This is a genomic window from uncultured Marivirga sp. (assembly GCF_963974845.1).
In the GTDB taxonomy this organism is placed as follows: Bacteria; Bacteroidota; Bacteroidia; order Cytophagales; family Cyclobacteriaceae; genus Marivirga; species Marivirga harenae.
Genome location: NZ_CAXBEQ010000008.1, coordinates 209,276 through 233,809, shown reverse-complemented (window position 1 = coordinate 233,809; position 24,534 = coordinate 209,276). Strand labels below are relative to the sequence as shown.

The 24,534-nt window shown below is 34.8% G+C and carries 23 protein-coding genes; 8 read left to right on the top strand and 15 right to left on the bottom strand.

Annotated elements, in window-relative coordinates; all coding sequences use genetic code 11:
• A partial coding sequence (locus AAC601_RS16945) for an MBG domain-containing protein (protein ID WP_340153907.1) occupies positions 1–496 on the bottom strand: 496 nt, incomplete at its 3' end.
• Positions 497–682: 186 nt separating this feature from the next.
• On the opposite strand from AAC601_RS16945, the gene AAC601_RS16940 reads away from it, so the two are divergent.
• Entirely contained in the window at positions 683–1,861 is a 1,179-nt protein-coding gene (locus AAC601_RS16940) for a glycosyltransferase family 2 protein (protein ID WP_340153906.1), read from the top strand.
• An 83-nt stretch (positions 1,862–1,944) separates the two neighbouring features.
• Positions 1,945–2,151: a hypothetical protein gene (locus tag AAC601_RS16935; RefSeq protein ID WP_303270838.1), complete on the top strand. Its 207-nt coding sequence runs from the start codon at positions 1,945–1,947 to the stop codon at positions 2,149–2,151.
• Position 2,152: 1 nt separating this feature from the next.
• On the opposite strand, the gene AAC601_RS16930 is transcribed toward AAC601_RS16935, so the two are convergent.
• The 3 genes from AAC601_RS16930 to acs form a co-directional block, all read right to left on the bottom strand.
• A complete protein-coding gene (locus tag AAC601_RS16930) occupies positions 2,153–3,208 on the bottom strand; it encodes a potassium channel family protein (RefSeq protein WP_303270837.1) in 1,056 nt (351 codons plus the stop codon).
• Positions 3,208–5,466 carry a tetratricopeptide repeat protein gene (locus AAC601_RS16925; RefSeq protein ID WP_303270836.1) on the bottom strand — a complete coding sequence of 753 codons (2,259 nt, stop codon included), beginning with the start codon at positions 5,464–5,466 and terminating at the stop codon, positions 3,208–3,210. The genes AAC601_RS16930 and AAC601_RS16925 overlap by 1 nt, the downstream gene beginning before the upstream one ends.
• A 129-nt stretch (positions 5,467–5,595) precedes the next feature.
• Positions 5,596–7,491 (bottom strand): acetate--CoA ligase, encoded by a 1,896-nt coding sequence (gene acs / locus AAC601_RS16920; RefSeq protein ID WP_303270835.1) that lies wholly within the window; start codon positions 7,489–7,491, stop codon positions 5,596–5,598.
• A gap of 521 nt (positions 7,492–8,012) precedes the next feature.
• Here acs and AAC601_RS16915 point away from each other — a divergent pair.
• Positions 8,013–8,453: a hypothetical protein gene (locus AAC601_RS16915; protein WP_340153905.1), complete on the top strand. Its 441-nt coding sequence runs from the start codon at positions 8,013–8,015 to the stop codon at positions 8,451–8,453.
• Positions 8,454–8,595: 142 nt separating this feature from the next.
• Here AAC601_RS16915 and coaE read toward each other — a convergent pair whose 3' ends face one another.
• The 7 genes from coaE to AAC601_RS16880 all read right to left on the bottom strand — a co-directional run bounded on the left by coaE (position 8,596) and on the right by AAC601_RS16880 (position 13,847).
• Complete coding sequence (coaE, locus tag AAC601_RS16910) at positions 8,596–9,183, bottom strand: dephospho-CoA kinase (protein ID WP_340153904.1); 588 nt, start codon at positions 9,181–9,183, stop codon at positions 8,596–8,598.
• Positions 9,180–10,157, bottom strand: a complete 978-nt coding sequence (locus AAC601_RS16905; RefSeq protein ID WP_303270831.1) for a hypothetical protein — start codon at positions 10,155–10,157, stop codon at positions 9,180–9,182. The genes coaE and AAC601_RS16905 overlap by 4 nt, the downstream gene beginning before the upstream one ends.
• Positions 10,158–10,161: 4 nt before the next feature.
• Positions 10,162–10,479, bottom strand: a complete 318-nt coding sequence (gene yajC, locus AAC601_RS16900; RefSeq protein ID WP_303270830.1) for a preprotein translocase subunit YajC — start codon at positions 10,477–10,479, stop codon at positions 10,162–10,164.
• Positions 10,480–10,485: 6 nt separating this feature from the next.
• The gene (locus tag AAC601_RS16895) at positions 10,486–11,049 is read right to left on the bottom strand and encodes a DUF1573 domain-containing protein (protein ID WP_303270829.1); all 564 of its coding nucleotides are present in this window, start codon (positions 11,047–11,049) and stop codon (positions 10,486–10,488) included.
• A gap of 27 nt (positions 11,050–11,076) precedes the next feature.
• Positions 11,077–11,385: a YtxH domain-containing protein gene (locus tag AAC601_RS16890; RefSeq protein WP_303270828.1), complete on the bottom strand. Its 309-nt coding sequence runs from the start codon at positions 11,383–11,385 to the stop codon at positions 11,077–11,079.
• Positions 11,386–11,481: 96 nt separating this feature from the next.
• Positions 11,482–12,630 carry a transcription antitermination factor NusB gene (gene nusB / locus AAC601_RS16885; protein ID WP_303270827.1) on the bottom strand — a complete coding sequence of 383 codons (1,149 nt, stop codon included), beginning with the start codon at positions 12,628–12,630 and terminating at the stop codon, positions 11,482–11,484.
• Between the two features lie 113 nt (positions 12,631–12,743).
• Positions 12,744–13,847 carry a Glu/Leu/Phe/Val dehydrogenase gene (locus AAC601_RS16880; protein WP_303270826.1) on the bottom strand — a complete coding sequence of 368 codons (1,104 nt, stop codon included), beginning with the start codon at positions 13,845–13,847 and terminating at the stop codon, positions 12,744–12,746.
• A gap of 381 nt (positions 13,848–14,228) precedes the next feature.
• On the opposite strand from AAC601_RS16880, the gene AAC601_RS16875 reads away from it, so the two are divergent.
• Positions 14,229–16,013, top strand: coding sequence for an ABC transporter ATP-binding protein (locus AAC601_RS16875; protein WP_303270825.1), 1,785 nt, complete (start codon positions 14,229–14,231; stop codon positions 16,011–16,013).
• 81 nt (positions 16,014–16,094) lie between these two features.
• Positions 16,095–16,523 (top strand): Fur family transcriptional regulator, encoded by a 429-nt coding sequence (locus AAC601_RS16870; protein WP_303270824.1) that lies wholly within the window; start codon positions 16,095–16,097, stop codon positions 16,521–16,523.
• On the opposite strand, the gene AAC601_RS16865 is transcribed toward AAC601_RS16870, so the two are convergent.
• From AAC601_RS16865 to AAC601_RS16850, 4 genes are all read right to left on the bottom strand, one after another.
• A complete protein-coding gene (locus AAC601_RS16865) occupies positions 16,511–16,909 on the bottom strand; it encodes a hypothetical protein (protein WP_303270823.1) in 399 nt (132 codons plus the stop codon). The genes AAC601_RS16870 and AAC601_RS16865 overlap by 13 nt on opposite strands.
• A 219-nt stretch (positions 16,910–17,128) precedes the next feature.
• Positions 17,129–17,869 (bottom strand): ABC transporter ATP-binding protein, encoded by a 741-nt coding sequence (locus tag AAC601_RS16860; RefSeq protein ID WP_303270822.1) that lies wholly within the window; start codon positions 17,867–17,869, stop codon positions 17,129–17,131.
• A 13-nt stretch (positions 17,870–17,882) separates the two neighbouring features.
• Positions 17,883–18,902 carry an iron ABC transporter permease gene (locus AAC601_RS16855; RefSeq protein WP_303270821.1) on the bottom strand — a complete coding sequence of 340 codons (1,020 nt, stop codon included), beginning with the start codon at positions 18,900–18,902 and terminating at the stop codon, positions 17,883–17,885.
• On the bottom strand, positions 18,902–20,026 hold the full coding sequence (locus tag AAC601_RS16850) for an ABC transporter substrate-binding protein (RefSeq protein WP_303270820.1): 1,125 nt from the start codon (positions 20,024–20,026) through the stop codon (positions 18,902–18,904). The genes AAC601_RS16855 and AAC601_RS16850 overlap by 1 nt, the downstream gene beginning before the upstream one ends.
• A gap of 120 nt (positions 20,027–20,146) precedes the next feature.
• On the opposite strand from AAC601_RS16850, the gene AAC601_RS16845 reads away from it, so the two are divergent.
• The 3 genes from AAC601_RS16845 (at position 20,147) to AAC601_RS16835 (ending at position 24,483) form a co-directional block, all read left to right on the top strand.
• Entirely contained in the window at positions 20,147–20,854 is a 708-nt protein-coding gene (locus AAC601_RS16845; RefSeq protein WP_303270819.1) for a 2-phosphosulfolactate phosphatase, read from the top strand.
• 66 nt (positions 20,855–20,920) lie between these two features.
• Positions 20,921–22,996, top strand: coding sequence for a hypothetical protein (locus tag AAC601_RS16840; RefSeq protein WP_303270818.1), 2,076 nt, complete (start codon positions 20,921–20,923; stop codon positions 22,994–22,996).
• 185 nt (positions 22,997–23,181) lie between these two features.
• A complete protein-coding gene (locus AAC601_RS16835) occupies positions 23,182–24,483 on the top strand; it encodes a peptidoglycan DD-metalloendopeptidase family protein (protein WP_303270817.1) in 1,302 nt (433 codons plus the stop codon).
• Positions 24,484–24,534: the final 51 nt, after the last annotated feature.

The following is a 24,534-nucleotide window of genomic DNA, read 5'->3' as shown; positions in this document are numbered from 1 at the left end:
CCGTAGGAGCAGTGATTAAATCTGAGGCATCTTCACTATTGACAAAGCCAGAGTAGGAGAAGCTAAGTGTTGGAATGGCATCACCATACACAATGTTTTGGTCATCAGCAGTTACCGAAAGTGTAGCTTTACTTACTTCAATTGTAAAGCTTTGTGTATTATTGTTAGCAGGGGTAACTGTTTCGTAAACTTCTAAAACTAGAGAGAAATCACCTGTTTCTGTAGGAGTTCCCTCAATTGAATACTCCCCAGCATTTTCAACTAATGTCACACCGTTTGGTAAACTACCTGACTGTATAATTACTTCTAAATCAGCTCCTTCAGCATCAAAAACTACAATTTCATAGTTATAAATACTTCCGTACGTAGATTCAGTTACGGCTGTGCTTTGGATTTCTGGGTCTGTTTGACCTGCAGCAAAGTTTATATTTAAAAAGGCGAATACGAGTACTATTATTAGAAAGTGGCATTGCCTAAAAATCCTGACTGAGAACATGAGAAAACATTACAATATCGAGTCGGAAAAATACAAAATATTAATTGTATTATTTTATATTGCGGTCATTTATCGATGAAAATATTACATTGCACTATGAATGTATGAGATATATTCTCCAGAACTGAAAAAAGCCAAAACGAGAGTATAAAGATTAAAAGTTTACATATTAATAATACGAATTAAATGGAATTTATTTTTTGGACGGGAATTGGGTTGATAACTTACACCTACTTAGGCTATCCAATAGTACTATTATTGTTAGTCAAAATTAAGCGCCAGTTCAGAGCTACGATTCCAGAGTATTTTTCAGAAAATGAACTACCGGAAGTAAGTTTAATTATTGCTTGCTATAATGAAGGAGATATTTTGAGGGAAAAGATTAAAAATACTTTAAATCTTAAATATCCACATGAAAAACTTAATATATGTTTTGTGACGGATGGCACTTCAGATGGAAGTGAAAAAATTGTGAATGAATACAATGGATTAAAATTATTTCATTCAGAAGAAAGACGGGGTAAAAATGCAGCAATAAATAGAGTGCTGCCCCTGCTTAAATCTCCAATTTTAGTTTTTTGCGATGCCAACACTTTTTTAAACAGCGATGCTATAGTTAATATTGTTAGACATTACAAAAGTGATTTAGTAGGGGCAGTTGCTGGAGAAAAAAGAGTGATGTCAACAGATGCTAAAGATGTGGCCGGAAGTGGAGAAGGGGCTTATTGGAAGTATGAATCGGCTCTGAAAAAGTGGGACTCCGAACTGAATACTGTGGTAGGTGCAGCCGGAGAACTTTTTTCTGTTAAAAGAGATTTAATGCCCATGGTTCCAGATGGTATTCTTATAGAAGATTTTTATGTATCTATGAAAATTGCTCAAGCTGGATTTAAAGTTGTTTATGAGCCAGATGCCTATGCAATCGAGAGCGGTTCTGAATCCATTTCTGAAGAAAGAAAGAGGAAAGTGAGAATTGCTGCAGGTGGAATTCAATCTATTTTAATATTCTTACCACTACTTAATATTTTTAAATATGGTTGGTTGAGTTTTCAATATATTTCTCACAGAATGCTACGGTGGTCTCTAACACCATTATCGTTATTGATCGTTTTTGTATTGAATTTCTATTTGGTCTTTCAATTAGACATGATTTATGTGATTTTGTTTGGGTTGCAAATACTTTTTTATCTAATTTCAATAGCAGGTTCTTATGCTGAAGGGAAAGAAAAAGTCCCTAAAATTATTTTAATCCCTTTCTATTTCTCATTTATGAATGTTTCAGTGTATCAGGGTTTTTTCAGGTTAATAAAAGGGAAACAGTCTGCAATTTGGGAGAAATCAAAAAGGAAAAGCACCACTGTTTGAAATAGTAATTGTATTTCCAAATTGTTGAAACCTAAATGCAGTTACAGAGTTCATTGAACTGAAATAAAATTTTATAATTGCAAATGTCAATATCTATTGAGACTGTAAGAGTAGGAAAAGATTATTATATGGTGAATTATGGTGAAGTTCATGAATTTAAAGTCACCAACGCCACGGGTTATAAAGATTTTATTTGCAAAGACCTAACCACTTTGGAAGAGTATACTTTAAGCGAATTGACGGCTTATGGAAAAGGCAAGGATTTTGAATTTTATGAAATCGATTATTAATTCAGACACCTTCCTCAAGTTCAAAGACCCTCTTTATTTTCTTTTGAGTTTTTTGGTTCATCAACATAATTAGGTAATCATTTGTCTTAATTTTAAAGTTATCGGATGGATTTTTGTAGAGCATTCTTTTTCCTTCATCAACTCTAACCAAACCTAATAAAATTACATTTTCATTTTTTTTAAGGTCAAAAAATACTTTATCATATTCTTGTCCATTATACGGGTTTCCCTCCACTACTTTAAATTCTTTCATGTCATATTCTTCATCGTTGGTAGGGTAGGCTAATATTTCCTCAGAGAAAAGGGCTACATCTGGTTCAAACATATAGCTGGCTAATAGTCTGCTAGCGATTTCATTTTGTGAAATAGCATGAGTGACACCTGCGCTAATGAAGGTTTGTTTCAAATTTGAATTTTCCAGCGTAACCGTAAAATTCAAATTTTCATATTCCTTTTTAAGATTTAGAATGTAAACTAATTTTTCGGTATCATCATTTAGATTAATAAATACAGTAGAAGATTTTTCAATATTGACTTTTTCAAGTAATTCAAAATTTTCATAATCACTGTACAGAATAAAGAGGTTTTTCTCTTGATAAAGCTCTTTCAGTAAATCAATAGTTTCTCTGTTTTTAGTAACAATAGCAACTTTTCTGCCTGCTTTTATTAATTGATCAATAACGGTTTTTCCAAATTGAGTCCATCCAATTACCACTATATGATCTTGAAAGTCTGTTCCATACATTCCCATTTTCTTATTTTCTTTAATGCTTGTCATAATATTTGATATTTGACCAATAAGTAAACCGTATACACCTAAACTCAACAATATTAATACGTAACCAATTGCACGTCCACCTGACGATGTTGGAACCATGTCACCATAACCTACGGTGGTCAATGTTACAATTGAATACCAAAAAGCATCAGACAAATTATCTATTTTACCTTCCTCGGAATGGAGTTCAAATTCTAGTAAATTAAATACTAAGAATAGAAATACCCCTAAGAAGGCTAGAAGGTAATAAATTAATTTCTTATAACTTTTGAAATCCATCAGTTAAGTTTAAAGCCTATAACAAGGATATCATCAGTTTGGGGATTACTTCCTCTCCATTTGATAAACTGCTCTTCAACACAATTTAGCTGTTCCTGGCCGGGCTTTTCGGCAATCTTTGAAAGCAATTTACGGAAATTACTTTTCATAAATTTTTTATTTTTCGGACCTCCAAATTGATCTTGAAAACCATCAGAGCTCATAAAAATCATATCGCCCGGCTTATATTTTATTTCTTTTTTTGTAAAAGATTTGTTTAGTTGTTGCGTACTTCCTACACTATTTCTGTCAGACTTAATCACCTGCAATTCATTATCCTGATAATGGTACAGAGGGATTTTTGCCCCTGAGTATTCAATTGTTTTGTTTTGAGGATCAAGCAAAACTAAACCGATATCTAGGCCATCCGTATTGGCATTTTCCAGTTGTTGTTGGTGTAGGTTTTGCTGAATTTTTTGGTCTAAAAGTGATACAATTAAATCCGGAGATGTAATTCCTGTTTCTAAAACGATTTGGTTTAATAGTGAATTAGCCAAAACGGTCATAAAAGCACCTGGAACCCCGTGTCCAGTGCAATCTACTACAGCAATAGCTGTTTTGTTTTCGATTTGAGTAAACCAATAGAAATCACCACTGACGATATCTCGAGGTCTAAAAAATATAAAGGATTGTGGTAATACCTCTTTTATGGTTTGCAACTGGGGTAATAAGGAATCTTGAATTTGTTTAGCGTAAACTATACTGTCCGTCACTTCTTGATTTTTATCCACAAGTTTATTACTTGTTGCAGCCAATTCCTCTTTTTGGTTTTCAATTTCTTCTTTCTGTTCTTGTATAGCTTTATTTTGTTCATTTAAAGCTTTATTGGCTCTATTTTTTAATTTGTTTCTGTTGTAAAGTATGATTAATAATACAGTCAATAAAAAAAGTCCGATGCTCAATGCGGTAATGAAAAAACTTCTTTGTTCGGCTTGCAGCTCTTTGATGGCATTGTCCTTTTTTAATAAATCAATTTCTTTTTCCTTTTTATCAATGTTGTAAAGTGCTTCGATCTCAGCAATCGAACGAATATTTTCTTCTTTAAACTTTCTTTCGGATTCTAACATAAAGAGCTTCATGTAAATTAATGCATTAGTTTTATCACCCATTTTATCATAAAGCTTAGAAAGCTTTTGATATGTATCTTTTAAAATTCCTGAGGAATTAATTTTCTGAGCTATGGTTACACTGTTTTTGAGCTCTTGAATTGCTATTTGAAATTCTGATTTGGTTATAAAGACTCCACCCATTTCCAGACCAATTCTTGCCTCTAATTCAGGCATATTTTGCTCATCAGCTAATTCTTTAGCTTTTTTGAAGTTTTCTATTGCTTTGGTCAACTCGTCTTTCAATAGATATACTTTGCCAATATCATAAAAGGAATAGGCTAAACCCGTCTTATCCTGACTAGAAGAATCTATTTTCATTGCGCTTTGAAAACTTTGAAGGGCATCCTCGATACTTCCCGTTGCTAAATAGTAGTTACCAATATTGCTATGAGTAGTTGCAATATTGTAAGGCTCTCCATTTTCTCGGGCCAAAGCTAGTGCCTCAAATAAGTACTCTTTGGCTTTTTTGTAAGTTCCAAGCTCTTGATATATGAGGCCAATGGTATTCAAGGTGATTTCTTTCCCTTTTTGTATTTCCATTTCCTCTTTGATCTTAAGTGATTGAATACAATGCTGTATGGCTAGATTATAGCGCTCCATATAAGTGTAAATATCACATATTAATGCTAATAGGTTTGATTGCTGAGCCTTATCATCCATGACATAAGCTAAATCCAATCCAGATTCAGCAAAATTTAAGGCAGTTTTGTACCTATCTCTGAAGAAATATATATTGGCTAAAGAAGAAGCCGACATTAGGGCGCCTATCGAATTTTCTCTATTCTTAAAAATTTCGTAAGCACTTAAGAAATATTTCTCAGTTTTATCGAAATCATCTACTAAATAATAGTAATCTCCTAGATAATAATGGGCCCAAGCAAAACTATTGGATGTGGTATCTTTCTTTGAAAGGGTAACTAGCTCCTCTGCATACAATCGCATTGCATTTGGGTTGGAATCTCGATATTCCTTGCATAGCTCTATTAGTATATCTTTTTTCTGTGAATCACTTATTCCAGATGTGAGCAAGTTCTCTAAACTATCAGTGTTTTGAGCAGATAGTGGTTGAAGAAAAACAGTAAAAATTGTTATGCAGAGAAAAACTTTCATAGAAAGCACAATATAACAATAATTACTTTTCTTTGTATAAATTAGATAATGAAGGTGTGATAATAATTTAGTATTTAAATCTACAAGCAGGCATCAAATGTTATGCCCACTTGTAGATTAATTTGCATTCTATTTTGCACCAGCTTTAATTTCTTCCACAATCTCAGGATTCAATAAAGTAGATGTGTCTCCGAGCTTAGATGTATCTCCTTCAGCAATTTTTCTCAAAATTCTCCTCATGATTTTGCCCGAGCGCGTTTTAGGCAAACCAGAAACTATTTGTATTTTATCAGGCTTGGCAATAGCGCCTATGATATTTCGAACTGTTTCACTGATCTCATTGATTAAATTTTCCTCAGTTCTATGCTCTAAATCACAAATTACATAAGCATAAATACCTTGACCTTTTACGTCATGAGGATAGCCTACCACAGCCGATTCTATTACTTTTGGATGCTCATTTATGGCATTTTCAACCTCTGCTGTCCCCATTCTGTGCCCGGAAACATTGATGACATCATCTACTCTCCCTAAAATTCTATAGTAACCATCTTCATCCCTTTTTACGCCATCACCAGTAAAATACATATTTTTGTAGGTAGCGAAATAGGTATTTTTACATCTCTCATGATCTCCATAAGTTGTTCTCAACATGCCTGGCCAAGGAAATTTCATGCATAGGTTACCCTCCACAGAGTTTCCTTTTAGTTCGTTTCCTTCTGCATCTACAATGACGGGTTGAATGCCCGGTAAAGGTAATGTAGCATAAGAAGGTTTGGTAGGAGTAACCCCTGCCAATGGAGAAATCATAATGCCACCAGTTTCAGTTTGCCACCACGTGTCAACAACTGGGCATTTGCCTTTGCCTACGTGTGAGTGGTACCAATGCCACGCCTCTTCATTTATAGGTTCTCCCACGGTGCCCAATACTTTTAAAGAACTTAGATTTCTTTTGTCAACAGGTTCCGTGCCATAGGCTTGAAGGGCACGAATTGCGGTAGGGGCTGTATAAAACTGATTGACTTTGTACTTGTCTACTACATCCCAAAAACGACCGGGATCTGGGTATGTAGGAACTCCTTCGAACATTACGGTAGTGGCTCCAGCTAATAATGGCCCATATACTATATAAGAATGGCCGGTGATCCAACCTACATCTGCTGTACACCAATATACATCACCTTGGTCATATTGAAATACATTTTCAAATGAATATTTTGTATAAACCATATAGCCTCCGCAAGTATGCACCACCCCCTTTGGCTTACCGGTTGAACCGGATGTGTAAAGAATGAATAGCATGTCTTCTGCATCCATTTCTTCGGCTGGGCACTCAGTTGATTGACCCTTTATCGCCTCACTCCACCAAATATCTCGGCCCTTGTTCATTACAACATCTTCTCCAGTTCTCTTATAAACAATTACTTTTTCAATGGTCTTGGTTTTTTCCAAAGCCTCATCCACAACTGCTTTTACTGGGATCGATTTAGCTCCTCTGAAATTACCGTCTGAAGTCAGAACCATTTTTGCTTGACAATCATTTATTCTATCAGCTAGAGCATTGGATGAAAATCCTGCAAAAACCACAGAATGCACTGCTCCGATTCTTGCACATGCCAACATGGCAATGGCTGCTTCAGGCACCATTGGCATATAAATAATAACTCTGTCACCTTTCTTAATGCCACTTTCTTTCATGGCATTGGAAAACTGATTCACCTTTTCGTAAAGTTGTCTAAAGCTAATGATTTGATTCTCATCCCCCGGCTCGTTTGGCTCCCAAATAATAGCGGGTTTATCACCCAATGTGAAGAGATGTTTTTCTAGGATATTTTCAGTGATATTTAATTTCGCGCCTTTGAACCACTCAATTCTTGGCTCCTCAAAATTCCACTCAACTGTTTTGTCCCATCTTTTTTTCCAGTAAAAGGAATCAGCAATTCTGGACCAAAACTGCTCTGGCTGATGCACACTACGTTGGTATTCGTGGATATATCCACTAAGGGTATGAATTCTATCACTCATATTATGTCAATTAGCTTTTTTCTAAATAATTTCGATTTTAATTTAGTAAGAATTCAAGTAAAATAAAATCCGAAGTATTTTTTTGATGGATGCGCAGCACTGGTGCTGATGACGTTCTTCAATAGAAAATGTAATTTTGTCTTTCTGGATCTTAAATCTATGTTCCTAATCTAATTGAAAAGGGTGTTCTAATTCTAATAAGTTCCAATCCAATGAATTCGCACCTATTTTTTAGGTTATCTTAATTCAAAATCAGTCCGCACCTCCTCTTCGCCATTTTGTGCGCAGGAAATCAGGGTTATGATAAAAACTTGTATTGTTAAAGAGGAAATTTTGGCTTGTTTTTAAGATTCTTGATCAAAACCTTATGTCGATATAAACCCTTGTATCCCTTCTACTTACTAAAGAAACAACAGATCTATTATTTTATAAATATTAACCAAGATCATAGTTTCATAAATGATATATGCTTATTATTGATGCATAAATAAATGAATTTTCACTTAAACCTTACAAATCAAATGAAACAATTATTAATTACCCTAATCTTTTTAAGCGCATGGTCAGTATCCAATGCTCAAAGAGGACCAATAAAATCATGCCCATCAACCACAACAACTATTAGTGGTAACGGAAATAGTACTGTACTTCAAGCAAATTATGTAGGTTCACACGTTACTTTTAGAACTAATTGCGTAGCCGGTGCTAGTAGTTATGTCTGGACAATTAGTGGGGGGGGCTCGATGAGTACCACTTCAACTGTACTAACCGTTGAACCTTCTGATTTGGTGTGGTTACCACCAGGCGGTTGTGATGAATTTAATTCTAACCTAATCGATGGGTCTTATTTCACATCGATTACTGTCAGCGCCAGTAATACAAGTACCTCAGCAACTTTACCTGTTGTAATTCATGGTGTTCAAAAATGCAAGAATTTTAATCCTTGGAAAGGAAAACTATAGGAAAATTTTAAATAGAAATTAGTGATTATAATAGAGTGAGTCCAGTTTCCACGACTTGCTCTATTTTATTGTCTTACCTCTTATTTTTCGGGAAAGTTGTGAAAATGAAAGCCAAAAGTGGTCTTTTTGATTTGACTAAAAATCATTCGACTAACAACTCATGCAAGCGCATAACTTGCTTAATTACAGACTGACTCTTGTCATTATAAATAACAAAATCTGCCAATTCTATTCGCTTCTCATCGGAGAACTGTTTTTTCATGATGGACAAGACACTTTCTTTTGTTCTATTCGGATCTCTTTCTAATGTTCTTTGGAGCCGTAGTCCTTGGTTTGCGTGGACGTTAATAGTAGCATCTAGTTGTTTGTAAGAACCCGTTTCAAATAGAAGGGCGGCTTCTTTTAAAACATAAGGTTTATTTGAGTACTGTTTACACCAATTTTTGAAATCTTCTGCAACGGCTGGATGTACCAGATTATTGAGTAGTTTTAATTTTTCATCATCACCAAAGACTTCTTTACTCAAATAATTTCTATTAAGTTCGCCATTTTCAAAATAGGCTTCTTTTCCAAAATGGAAGGCGATTTTTGCCTTAAGTTCCGAATCGTTTGATTGAAGCCACTTCGCCCTATAATCTGCAGGGTAGTTGGGAATATCTAAAATCTCAAAGATTTTACAGATTAAACTCTTGCCAGCTCCTATTCCTCCAGTAATGCCAATTTTCTTCATTCCCTAATATACTGATATTGAATGGAATCTATTTTAATATCCAAATCTTTTAACTGACTTGGAACAGATGCTAAAATAGGTTTCGTTATACTATCCGAGGCACTAATTTGCTTAAAATCAACTACTAGTTGAATACTGTCTAAGTTGAAATTACCAGCTAAGTTTTCCTGAATCTTAAATGATATTCGTGCCAAACTATCGCTAAACATATAAGAATTCGAATCTTCAGGTAAATTAATTTTTTCAAACGGCAACATCAACTCTTGCTGGATGAATTTAGCTACTTCAAAACTCACAGTTATTTCCACAGGATTTCGGTTTACCAAGCTTGAACCAAAAGTAGGCAAGTAAATATCTTCAGAGTAATTACTTGAGATATTTTCTTCTTTAATTTCTATAGACAGCTCGTTCGGTACTTTATTGATAAATCTTTCAGGCCCTGAAAAGGCAGCAGAATCATGTGATTTTTTGATAGGGGAAATGATTCTGTAGCCATCTGCTAAGCTAAATTTAGTACTGTCTAGTAACAGTTTTGAATTTGCAGTTCTTATGGAATCAATCTCTATCCTTAGTGTGTCATTCTCTACAAAATTCAGCTGGATTTCATTCATCTGGTCAGCGATTAAAGTGTAGAGTGAATTCCCTAATATATAATTTTGATTTACAGGGTCTTCTAATGGAACCTCAACCGGTGTAATTGTAAACCAGAATGTTTTTCTGAGTAAATTCCAGCCGCCTCCACTTACGTTGATGCTAACTTTTTTGGGAAGTTCTTCTACTACAACTAGAGAAGAATCAGAGTAAGTAAATTTTATTGGATAGCTAATTCTGGTTGAATAGTTATCATTAAGCGCATTGAAAAACCAAAAAGTGGTAGCTGTGACTATGCACAGAACTACCACTTTAATCGTGTCATTTGAATGAGGCAAAAATATATTGCTCAGCCAATCTCCTATTTTTTCAATTCGCTTCAATAAATTATTTCTCTTGAAGTTTTTTGCTTTGCTCTAACGATACAGCAGATTTTTCAAAAATCATTTTTGTTCCTTTGTCTATCTCAAGAATGATTTTATCTTCTTCCACTTGAAAAACCTTTCCATGAAGTCCACCAATGGTTACCACGCTGTCTCCTTTTTTAATTTCAGCAATAAATTTCTTTTGATCTTTCTGCTTTTTTTGCTGTGGTCGGATCATAAAGAAATAGAAAACTAAAATTATACCGCCAAATAAAAGTAATTGGCTCATCCAAGCGCTATCGTCACCTGTAGTGGCTTGTGCTATAATAAATTGTATCATTAATAATTATTGTTTTATGGGTCCAGCACTTGTATTGTCAGCCTTAGGTTCTACAAATGCTTTAATTGTAATGTTATTTGTTGCAGGCCAAGTATTAGCTGTAACTCTGACAACTTTGTTATCCTGATTCTTTTTACCTCTTGAGTTGTATTTTACTTCTAGCTCGCCTTCCTCACCAGGAGCTATTGGCTCTTCAGTATATGAAGGTACTGTACATCCACAAGAAGAAGTCGCATTTGAGATGATCAGCGGAGCCTCTCCTGTATTTTTGAACGTAAACACTTTAGTTACTACATCGCCTTCTGTAATTCTACCAAAGTCATGTACTTTTTCAGAAAATTCCATTTTAGGCAATGGCCCTTCTGGCTTTTCATTGGAAGTCGATTTGACTTGAGAAGTACTTTGATTAGCCATCTGGACAGCTGGACTGTTGGAAGCAGTACTGCCACCATTTCCTTCTAAAGCAGCAACCCTTCTTTCTAAATCGGTCACTCTTTTTTCTAGATCACCATTGCATGCGGTGAATGACAATAATCCTATTGCGAAAATAGCATATATTAATCTTTTCATAATTGAGTTATATTAATTAATTGAAATTTATTTAGTTTTTTCGTCTTTGCTTTTGATTTGCCCAAGCAGTGCATCAACATCAGTCAATAACTGTTCTGCTTTTTTTTTCGCAGAACTTACCACTTTTTCTCCATCACTTCTGGCCGTGCTCAAACCTAAATCTTCTCCTTCTGAAATGTCATTAAGTAAATCTTCCAACATTTCTTTATATTTACCTAGACGATAAGTCAGTTTATCTCTAGTATTCACACCAGTGTCAGGTGCGTACAAGATTCCAACAATTGCTCCTGCAGTTGCTCCTGCTAAAAATGCAAATAAGTTACTTCCTTTACTCATAATTTTTTCCTTTAGCTGTCAAATATACTGCACATATAAAATGATTCAAATGTACAATCAAAGTTTTTTGGTTTTTACGCAATTAGTGTGGTGAAGTTATTTGTTGTCAATCAAACCTCTACCACTTTTCTTGATTTTGTCTTCCTTCTCTAAACTTATTGAGATTTTATCTAATAAGCCATTAACAAATTGCTTGCTTTTTTGCGTACTATAATTCTTGGAAAGTTCAATATACTCATTTATTGTCACTTTTACAGGTATGCTTGGGAAATTAAGCATTTCTGCCACAGCCATTTTTAATATAATCATATCTACAACAGCTATTCGATCGGTGGCCCAGTTTTTTGCAAAATCGGAGACTATTTTTTCATATTCTTCATTATTTACAATCGTTTCTTGAAATAGATTTTTGAAGAATTCGCTATCTTCTTCCCAATTGGCAGAAAGTTCTATTAATTCAATATGTTGAGTCATTTCATCCAAGGATTTGATGCTTTTCTTTAACATTGATTTCAAAGCAGATTTGTTTTCTTCCCAGTACAAATCTCGTTCTGCCATAAAATTGGTAATGGCCTCACTTTTCAAAATCACCTGACGAGTAATTTTATCTAAAGTTTCTACATCTTCTTCAAACGAAGGTTCGTTTTTGAGCACATATTCCTTGTAGAAGTCTGCTTTTTTTAAAATGTCCCTGTACCACTCTTGAACATCCAACATATCATCTTCCCAACTAGTACCAAATCGGGTAAATTCATTTTGTAATGCATCATTCTCCTTAATGATCTTGATGCCCTTGTTTTTAAAAAGGTTCAGTTCACTTTCAAAAACTTGTTTTCCACTGTCATTCAGTCTGGTTTTTCTTTTCTCAACATCCTCCAAGGCCAATTCGGAAAATTCTTCGAGAAGTTTAATGGACAGATAGTAGTTTTCTAGTAGTGTATTAACAGCTTCCAACATATCTTTTTTAATGAAGGAGATGTCTTTTTTTACATTTGTTTGAAATAAATCTAGGGCATCACTAACAGCTGAACGAATCTCTGGATTGCTATCCTGTTCTTCTTTAATTTGTCTGGATTGGAAATTCGATTTGAATACTTTTTTAGCAATTTTAGCATTTTGTTTTAATAGCGCTTTGTCCTGCACTTCCATAGAGTTCAAATCTGGAGTAAAGATATCATCAATGTGGTCTAGCGCTAACTCAAAATTTGCATCTTCACATTTTTGAACCGCATAAAGCGCTTGCATAACTTTAATTCTTAAGGACCTTCTGTTCAGCATAATCAATAATAAAAAGAACGATAATAAATAAATAAGGAAGACAGATTACTGCCTTCCTTGCAAAATTAATAATTCAAAACTTAGTAAGCTAATTTCACTTTGCCCATGTCAGCCATTCGCTTGTCAGCAATTTCTATTGCGGCTTGATGAGATGTTTTCCCCTCAGCTTCTGCTTTGTTTAATATCTCTAGACATTTACCGTATATTTTTTCAGTTTGCTCTAAAGCCAAGGGTTTGTTGTAGTTTCTCATTAGTTCTGGAAAAATATTGATAATACCACCTGCATTTACCAAGAAATCAGGTGCATAAAATATGCCTTTATCTTTAAGCATTTCTCCGTGTCTTACTTCTTCAGCTAATTGGTTGTTAGCAGCACCTACAATTACATTGGCTTTCAATCTCGCAATTGAATCATCATTGATAGTAGCGCCCATTGCACATGGAGCATAAATATCGGCATCCACATCATAAATCTCTTCAGGCTTTACCACTTTCACTTTATGCTTGTCTGTTACTCTTTTGATATTGCTCTCATTAATATCAGTAATGGTGACTTCTGCTCCGTCTTCAATTAAATGATCAACCAAATAGTGCCCGACCTGACCAACACCTTGAACCGATATTTTCTTTCCATGCAGATTATCATTACCATAAGCTTTTTTTGCCGTGGCTTTCATGCCCATAAAGACTCCATAGGCAGTAACAGGAGAAGGATCCCCACTTCCGTTCATTGATTCAGGCAATCCCATTACATAGTCGGTTTCATAAGAAATATGCACCATATCCGAAGTGTTCATGTTCATATCTTCAGCGGTGATGTATCTACCGCTCAAACTGTCCACAAATCTTCCGAATCTTCTTAGGAAAGCTTCATTTTTTAAATTCTTTGGGTCACCAATAATGACAGCTTTTCCGCCTCCTAAATTTAAACCTGAAATAGCGGCTTTGTAAGTCATCCCTCTTGATAATCGGAGCACATCAATAAGAGCTTCTTGGTCATTTTGATAGGTCCACATTCTTGTTCCGCCTAAGGCAGGACCTAAAATGGTATTGTGAATGGCAATTATGGCTTTAAGGCCTGTGGGTTTATCATAACAATAAACTACTTGTTCATGGCCCATTTCAGCGATTGTATTGAATGCTGAAAATGTTTTTTGGGCTTCTTTTTCATTTAATTCAACCATCTTGGAATTAATTTTGATATCTAAAAGTCGTTTCCTGTTTCCCTAACTTTCGGGAAATATTGTCGCAAAATTAACTTATTTATTGATGCAAATCAATTATGATTCAAATTGTATAAATCCAATAGTACTGGAGCATTCTCTCTATAAAGTAAAATGATAGTTTTTAAAGATGCGTATTTATGAAATAAAATTTTGTATTTGCTTGTTTGGCAATATTTAATCTACTAGCACAAACAAATAATAATTTGAAAAATTTCCATAAATTGGCTTAAAAGTGAATTCAATCTATTTGCTAATACTATATTTGCACTTCGAATTCTACAGTTTTTTGGTTCAAATAATTACTTTGAACCAACTACTTCATCAAACGTTGTTAATTTCGTGATAGAATTAAAGCACCTTAATAAGTACTTACTAAAATATAAATATTTACTGCTTTTAGGCATTCTCTTTATGATTGTGTCCAACTTTTTTGCGGTATTTCCTGCTCAGGTGGTTCGATATGCCTTCAATATAGTGAAGGAAAATATAGAGATGTATCGCATGTTCGAAAACTTTGAATTGCAGGAAAATTATTATGAAATTTTCGCCTCTGCCATTTTGATCTATGGGGGAATAATTATCCTTTTAGCACTGGGAAGAGGCTTGTTTCTATTCCTAGTGAGGCAGACCATTATAGTGATGTCCAGACACATTGAGTATGATTTGAAAAATGAAATCTATAATCATTATCAGAAATTACCATTAAGCTTTTACAGAAGGAATAATACAGGGGATATCATGAACAGGATCTCCGAAGATGTGAGTAAAGTCCGGATGTATCTGGGGCCTGCTATCATGTATTCTGTTAATTTAATCACCCTCTTTTGCATTGTAATTCCAATCATGTTTTCAGTGAATCCGACCTTGACATGGTATTCACTTATTCCACTTCCTTTCCTTTCAATAAGTATATATTTTGTCAATAATTTGATCAATAAACGTTCAGAGGAAATTCAGCAAAGCCAATCGCAGCTATCCACCTTGGTACAGGAGGCTTTTTCGGGAATTAGAGTATTGAAATCATTTGTTCGAGAAGAAGATTCGCTACAGAATTTCACTAAGGAAACCAATAATTATAAATTCAGAGCTTTGAAATTGACATTCATTCAAGCCTTGTTTTTCCCTTTAATAATGGGTATGGTGGGCCTAAGTGTGATTTTGGTTGTGTACATAGGAGGTGTAGAAGCTATGAATGGCGCGGTGAGTGCAGGAAATATTGCTGAATTTATAATTTATGTCAACCTTTTGACTTGGCCTGTAACTTCTGTGGGATGGGTAACAAGTATTATTCAGAGGGCTGCAGCTTCCCAAAAACGAATCAATGAATTTTTGGAAACCAAAACAGAAATTGTTTCTGATATGAACCTGGAAAAGGAAATTACTGGGGAGATCGTTTTTGATAAGGTAAGTTTCACCTATCCTGATAGCGGCATTAAAGCATTAAAAGAGGTAAGCTTTTCAGTAAAAAAGGGAGAGACCTTGGCGGTTATAGGTACGACAGGTTCAGGTAAGAGTACAATAGCCAATTTGATTACCCGAATGTATGATCCCACGGCTGGAAAAATCACCATTGATAATGTTCCAATTGCGGATTATAAAGTTGAAAATTTAAGAAGTCAAATTGGCTATGTGCCTCAAGATGTCTTTTTATTCTCAGATTCTATTCGAAATAATATCACATTTGGTAGCAGGGGGTTGTCTGAGGAGCAAATGTTGAAAGCTTCTAAAGATGCTGATCTGCACAGTAATATCATTGATTTTCCACATGGATATGATACTGAATTGGGTGAAAGAGGTATAACGCTTTCCGGTGGTCAAAAACAAAGAGTCTCAATTGCTAGGGCAATAGCCAGAGATCCGAAAATCATGATTTTGGATGATGCCTTATCAGCCGTGGATACCAAAACTGAAAACGCTATCTTAAATGCTTTAAAGAAAATTATGGAAGATAGGACAAGTGTTATTATTTCACACAGGGTTAGTTCAGCAAAATTAGCGAATTATATCATCGTGCTTGATGATGGAGTAATTGTTGAGCAAGGCACTGAAAAAGAGCTTTTGGCACAAACTGGACCTTACAAGGAATTGTATCAGAAGCAGCTACAGGGAGAAGCAGTTGAATAGCAATATATAGAAAAAGCAATGTTATTGCGTTAATTTGAATTCTCCTCAATTTTCGCGATATTTGGAATAGAAATTAAAGTAATGGAAAAAGCAGTTAAAGCTGAAAATATATTGAAATCTAACGGTTTGCGTAAAACGCACATACGTATAGAAATACTCCAAATATTTATGGGTACAAAACATGCTTTATCTGTAAATGATCTGGAGAAAAACCTAAAAGCAAGTCATGATAGGGTGACGATCTACAGAGCTTTAAATTCCTTCGAGGAAAATGGTATTTTGCATCAAACTCCTGATCCAAATGGCAACATGCGCTATGCTATGTGTTCAGATAGCTGCCCAGAACATGTACATCAAGATAAGCATGCCCATTTTATTTGTGAAGAATGCAACCAAACCTTTTGCTTAGAGGACGTGAAAATCCCAGATGTGGAATTAGGAAACGGCTATCAGCTTAATAGCATAAGCTACACGATGAATGGGATTTGCAAGGAATGTCAGCCAGCTTGATTCTCAGCTAATAGCCAAGCTTCTGCTTCCTGCTCTTCTTGGAAATTCCGATAGTCAAAACCTCTTTTTCTGCAAATTGAGGCCCAAAAACTTCCTACTTCTTCTGTTCTTGGGTTGATAATTACAGCCATTTTCACTTCTCTAAATTCTGTAAGTTTGAGCTCAAAAACCTTCAATAAATTAAAGGCTTCGTTATGAGGTAGTTTGAAAATTGTAAGTCTATAATCTAAAAGTACCAGTTTTTTATTGGAGGATTGAATGGCCTTATGAATTTTCTCCGCGTTTTGTAATACCACACTGAATTGAGTTCTTTCGCCTTGGCTCACAACTTTTAAGTAATGTTTCTCTTCGCTGATTCTGATAGACTTATTAAAAAAATGTTTCACTGGTTAGTTGATAGTGTTAAAACACGAAATTAATGATATTTTTTGGATTTTATTAAGATGGAAGCTATCGAAAATGATAGATAACGCTGGTTGAGCGAACATAATTTTGGCTTTATAACCACTAATTAGCCGTTTGCTAATCCAGTAAGTCGAAATCATCATGTTTTGTTTCAAAAAGGGTTCGAATTCTTTGTAGGGTAAATGTCATTTTTACAATCATTAAAAATTCAATTTCTTCAAGTACGGAAATGACTTTTCTACATCGCCACTTTTAATCAATTCAATAGGTGATCCGGAAATAATCCCTTCACCGCAATTAGCTAGCCAGATATGATCGGCCATTTTTAATGCAATTTCTACTTGATGGGTACTTATGAGGATCGACTTTTGTGTTTCATCAACTAGTTTCCTTAAAAGCTCTAACACTATGTATCTATTATTGGCATCTAAATGAACAGTGGGTTCATCCAAAAGCATTAATTCACCATCTTGAGCCAAAGCTCTTGCAATCATGGCTTTTTGCAATTGTCCGTCACTAATTTCAGCAATATTGGCATCTTTTAAATATGCTATGGCACACAAATTTATGGCATTTTCCACTTTTTCCTGATCAATAGCCTGTAGCCTTCCAGTCCAATTAGTGAAAGGATAGCGTCCCATCTCTACCAAATCCTTGACATTCAAATTTCCGCTTTGAATTGGATCAGTCAACACAAGGCTTACTTGCTTAGCAAAATTTTTTGCAGTGTAGTTTTTGACTTCTTTGTCATTCAAAAATACTTTTCCTTGCAATGCAGCCTGAAGATTGGCCAAGGTTCGTATTAGCGTACTTTTGCCAACACCATTTGCACCCAGCAAAGCGATCAATTTGCCTTTTGGAATGGATAGGTTGAGGTTGTTCATCAATCTATTTTCAGATTTACCGCTTCTGTATCCTATAGATAAGTCGGATGTGGTCATTATGTGAGCTCGTTTATCCAAAATTTTTACTGATGTTTTTTCTTTTTAAAATTAACCAAATCACAACCGGTGCTCCAAAAAGTGAGGTAACAGCATTTATGGGTAGTATCAGATCATAATTGGGAACTTGTGCGATTAAATCACAAATTAGAAGCAAACAAGCTCCTATTAACAAAGTAGCAGGAATTAATATAAAATGGTTGGACGTCTTGAATAGTATCCTGCTGATGTGTGGTACAGCAAGTCCCAAAAAAGCTATAGGGCCGCAAAAGGCAGTCACTATACCAGCCAAAATACTTGTAGATACTACCAAGAGTAATCTTACAAATTGAACTTTTAAGCCCATACTTTGCGCATAGTTTTCGCCCATTAACAAAGCATTTAGGGGTTTAGCCTGCAAATAACCTAAAACGAGGCCTGTTGTAACGACAGGAATGAAAATCATTAATTCTCCCCAGCTAAGGTTACCCGTGGCACCAAAGGTCCAAAATAGAAAATTTTGAATGTCATCTGCAGTGCTGAAATATTGCATGATACTCACAATTGCAGAAGTAAAAGCGCCAAACATCAATCCCACTAATAGCAAGGACATGCTGTCTTTTAATCTTATGGAGACTAAAACAACGAGTAGCAATATAATTGATGATCCTATGATCGAAGAAAGTGCCATTCCCCATGAAGCTAATGCGCCATTTACGCCAATACCTAGGAGCACTAATACTGCCACTCCTAGACTTGCACCTGAACTAATTCCCAAAACAAAAGGACCTGCTAATGGATTTCGGAAAAGCGTTTGCATTTGCAAACCTGAAAAACCCAGCGCAGCTCCTGCAAAAACTATTGTTAAGGCTTTCGGCAGTCGATAAGATAAAACAATGTGATATTCTGGGTGGTCTTGTGCCATATTTCCAACTAATACGCCTATAATATTTTCGAATGGGATATAGACTGAGCCAAAACTGATTGAAAAAACAAATAGAATCCCCAAAAGTGGAATCAACAGAGCTACAGTTTGATATTTAGAAAGTTTCATCAAGGATTTAAGCGTTGGTAATAGGTTAGTGTTGAATCCGTTAATAAATTGGGATGCAGAAGATTAATATAATCCTTTAATACCAAATCTGGTCTCATATACCCAGTTTCTAAATAATCATTAGCACCATTTTCATTTACCCTTTTTGTGTAAGAGAATACATTTTGTTTCTGATATGCATCAAAAAAGCTGTATTTAACATTTGTATTTTTCAAATTTCGCAGAGAAGTGAAAGAAGCAACTCCAATCCAAAAATCTGCTTTTTTAGCTCGATTGAATACAGATTCAAAGCTTAGTTCTAGGCTTCCTGTTTTTTGAGTTGAAGACCAAAGATAACTAGCCCCCGCATCCTCAATAAAATGGGCTGCATAACTTTTTCCTCCCGGAACGTACCATACATCCCCGTACATTAAACCTGTCATGACACTTGACTTGGTTTCACTATTTGCAACTTGGCCCTTGATCGAGAGATAATTCTGTTCTATTGCTTTAAATAGACTGTCACCTTCAGTATACTTATCTAGTAATATTGCACTTAATTTTAACCACTCTGCTCGACCTAAAGGCGAATTTTCTAAGTAATCTGAATTGAGGATTACGGGAATCCCTGATTTTCTAATTGGGTTCAATTGCTCCATACTGCTACCCATTGTATAGGCCATCATCACATCGGGTTGTAGGCTCAGTACTTTTTCGACATTAATGCCGCTTTTTTGTCCTACATCTTGCAAATTACCACTCTTCACTAAGGTTTGAAGTTTATGTTCATAGATGTGTTCTGTGCCCGGAAAGCCAACTATTACTTTACTTTCTCCTAAGGCAGTAAATGCTGGCAAATGAGAAGTGGACATGCAAATTAGCCCCTTAACAGGAATTGAAATATGTGCATCGGCTTTAAGACTAGGTTTACTCTTTTTTTCTCTAAACAAAATATAAGTAAAAAAACTACTGTCTGACGCGGCAGGCTGGATAACTTTAACTTTATAGAAATCGCCAAAATCTTCAATGCTTAAATTTTGGGAGTATGAAATAAGTTCTTTGCCTTTTTCTGATTGCTCTTCATTTTTGGGTCTACTGCAAGCCAAAACAAAGAAAAATAAAGAAATAAATACAATTGCTTTCATGGAAAGTAAAATTAATCAAAATGATTGGTTTGCCTATTGAACTGTAGACTTATCAATCATGAAGCTCAAAATCCAAAATATTTTGCAATTTTTGTATTTCAAGATAGTTAAGATAAAAGTATGAAGAATATAGACGTTTGTTTATCACCAGAATTATTGCATCAATATGATTTGAATAATAAAATTGTGGTGGTGGTAGATGTTTTGAGAGCAACTTCTTGCATGGTAAGTGGCTTTGCAAATGGAGTGAAAGAAATTGTGCCGGTTTCCACTTTGGAAGAATGCAAAATCTTACAAAATGAAGGTTATTTGGCTGCGGCAGAAAGAAATGGTAGCAGGGCCGAAGGTTTTGACATGGGGAATTCTCCATTTGAATATTTAGAGGAAAGAGTAAGGGGTGAGAAGATCGCAGTTACGACCACCAACGGGACCATGGCCATCAATAAAAGCCTAGAAGCAAAAGAGATATTGATTGGAGCCTTTTTAAATTTGGGTGCAATAACAGCCTATCTTAAAAACAAAGATGAAGATATTATAGTATTATGTGCGGGTTGGAAAGGGAAGTTTAATTTAGAGGATTCTTTGTTTGCTGGCGCGTTATGCCATTTATTGAAAAATGATTTTGAATATGCATGTGACGCGCCTTTAGCTGCAGAAGCTATGTATATTACAGCTAAAAAGGACATAATGACTTATATGAAGGATTCTTCTCATGCAAAAAGACTGGCTAAGTTAAATGTGGTAAAAGATATAGAATTTTGTGTTCAAGAAAGTATTTATAATGTAATTCCCTATTTGTCTGGAAAATCATTAATCACAAAGAGCTAATAATTAGAAATGCTTTTAAAAATCCCTTTTATTAATGACTAATAATGATAAAATTGGCTTTCTGATATGTTAAACACTACTTATTCTCCGTATTGGCTAATTTTGTTTGGAGTAATTGGCTTGGGATATGCTTATTTGCTGTACAGTAAAAAGAAAACCCCTTGGCAAGCGGTATGGAATAAGGTCTTGTTCGTTCTTCGTGCTGTGGCGGTTACTATAATTGCGTATTTATTGTTAGAGCCATTTATAAATGTGCAAAAAACTAATAGCGAAAACTCAAATATTGTTTTTTTATGGGATGACTCTGAATCTTTGGGGATAAGCCCCGAGAATTCAATAGCTTATTTTCAGGCCATAAAGGTTTTGAAGCAAGATTTGGAAGAACAAAAAGGTGTTTCCATCCCTATAATAGGCCTTTCAGGCAATGATCTTACTAATGTCGATAGTATTAGGAATTATAGAAAAGAAAGCCCATTAAATGACGCGATCAAAAATGTGTCAGATAAAATAGACAATAGATTGATTTCTGAGGTGGTGCTTTTTTCAGATGGAATATATAATAAGGGGATCTCACCGGACTATTATGCCTTCCCATTTCAATTGTCCACCGTTGGTTTGGGTGATACAACTCAAAAGCAAGATATAGCCATACAACAAGTTCGATATAATAAGGTGGCTTATGAAGGTAATCAATTCCCGATTGAGGTAGATCTTGTCCAAAACGGATTTTCAGGAGAAAGTGTGATTTTGATATTGAGAAGGGGAAGTAATCAAATCGCTCAAAAATCTATCCGATTTGAGGGAGACGAAGAGTTGAAAACTGTTCAGTTTTTAGTAGAGGCGAAGAGTACGGGATTTCAAGACTATAGTCTGGAAATTGAATCCCTAGAGAATGAATTCAATCCAAATAACAATTCAAAAAATGTCTATATAAATGTCGTAGAAGGTAAAAAGAGGGTTTTACTTTTGGCTCCTTATCCACACCCAGACATAAAGGCTTTATCTGCTTCCATTGGTCAAAATGATAATTACGATTTCAAAATGTCAATTCATGGAATAGATAATAAGCCAATTGAAAGTATTGAAGATTTCGACTTAGCGATATTGTTTCATTTACCTAATAACTCCAATGTATTTATTCCTGAAATTAATAAGCTTCAAAATGCAGGAACTCCACTTTGGTTCATCAATGGCTCAAATTTGAATTATAGATTACATAATGAAATCAACAGATCGGTTGATTTAAGAACTTCGAATGAAAAAGATGAGGCGTTCGCTTATTTCAGTTCTAAATTCGATCTCTTTGAATTGAATTCAGAAAAAACGGAAATTCAGGGGAAACTGCCACCAGTTTTTATGCCTTTCGCGGATCATCAATTTCATCCCTTGTCAAAAGCTTTAATGATGAAGCAAGTGGGTAATGTAAAAACTCAACAACCGGTTTTTGTATTTTATAATGATGATGAAGTAAGACAAGCTACTTTGATGATTCAAAATTTCAGAATTTGGAGAATGGTAGAGTTTTTGAATACACAGGCCTTTGATCTTTTTGATGATTGGGTTATGAAAACCATTCGCTATTTAACAGCTGATAATCAAAAGGATAGGTTTAAAGCGTTTCCTGTAAAAGAATCCTTTGCAGATAATGAAAACGTGAAATTTCAAATTGAAATGTATAATGAGGTGTATGACAGAATATACGGTGTGCCGGTAAGCCTGATTATTAGAAATGAAAATGATAGCATTTTAGATTTTCAATTTACTCCGGATAGATTGAAGCCTGATTTTGAAATTGGAAATTTGCAAGGAGGGGTTTATGCATATGTCGCTAAATCAATTATTCAAGGTAAGAACTTTGAAACTAGTGGTCAGTTTGTTGTAGATGAATTTGATATTGAGAAACAAAATTTGCAGGCTGATTTCAATTTATTAAGAAGATTAGCCCAAAAAAATGACGGAGAGTTTTATAAGTCAGGACAAATTGAAGATCTGAGAGCTTATTTAGCTTCTAAAGATTATCCAAAAGTACTGAGTGGGAAAAGTGAAATTATTCCGATTAAACAAAATTTCCTTCCTTATATATTGATACTGTTACTTCTGTTTAGTGAGTGGTTTATTAGGAGATTTTTCGGCTCATACTGATTGCAAATCGGCTTTTTTGTATTAGTTTCGGCTTATACTCAATGTTTATTAATATCGTTTAAGCAAGAAGAAAGGATTTTATTCAATGCTAAATTAAACAATTACTTTAAAATAAAGTAGCTAATTCATTGGTTTTTAGAAAAATATAATAATATTGCAATACAGAAATTATCGTTTGAATAGAAATGAATAGAAAAATTTTTAGCGCACTCATTTTATTGGTTTTAGTTTTACTAACCTATTTTTTTGTTTTTGAGTATTACGCCAGTTCGGAACTTGAGGGAAAAGCGAAGCTAGAGTCTGATTCAATTCCTGCAGAATTGTTGCAGCCAGATCCAACAATACTTTACGGCATGGTGGTAGATTCATTTCAAGTTCAAGAGCATGCAGTAAAGCGAAATCAAAGTATTTCAGATATACTTTTGGCCTACAATGTGTCACATCAAACTATATTTCAATTGGCGAATGTAGCCAAAAATGTTTTTGATGTACGGAAAATAGCTCCTAATAAAAAATACACTGTTATATATCAAGACGTTGATTCTTTACCATCAGCCACCGCTTTAGTCTATGAGCCCAATCCTGAAGAATATGTAGTATTTAATTTGAAAGATTCCATTAATGTTTATGTGGAAAAGAGACCTGTGGAAATTAAAGAAAAAGCGATAAGTGGTACTATTCAATCCTCACTTTATGAAGAAATACTGAAAAATGGAGGGACGCCCGAATTGGTCGATTTAGTTGCCGATATGTACGGATGGCAAATTGATTTTACTAAAATATATCCCGGTGATCAATTCAAAGTATTATTTACGGAAAGAAATATAGATGGGAAGTCAGTTGGTGTTGAAGAAATATTAGGGGCTGAATTAATACATTACAATAATCCATTTTTGTCAGTTGCTTTTGATCAAGGAGATGGCGTTGATTATTTTGATGAAGAGGGTAAAAGCTTAAGAAAAGCATTTTTGAGATATCCGGTGAAATTTACCAGAATTAGCTCAAGATATACTGCCAAAAGATTTCATCCTGTCCAAAAAAGATATAAAGCCCATTTGGGAACTGATTATGCAGCTCCAACAGGAACTCCAATATATGCAGCTGGGGATGGAGTGATCACTAAAGCCTTATACGAGAAGTATAATGGCAGGAATGTAAAAATTCGTCATAATGCTACATATTCTACCCAGTATTTACATATGAACAGGATAGCAAAAGGAATTAGTCCAGGGTCAAAAGTAAAACAAGGCCAACTCATTGGTTATGTAGGTAGTACTGGTTTGGCTAGCGGACCACATTTATGCTATCGTTTTTGGAAAAATGGAAGGCAAGTAGATGCCATGAAAGTTGATTTACCTCCATCCGAACCTATTAAAGAAGATTACCTATCTACTTTTAATCGATATAAGAGCTACATTAGATCTAAATTAGATCAGATTCCTTATCCTGAAAGTGAAGATGAAGTTTTAATGGCTGGTATGCAATAAAATTAATTTTGGTTCTTTATCTTTTGACTTTAGGTTAATTGACAGAAAAAC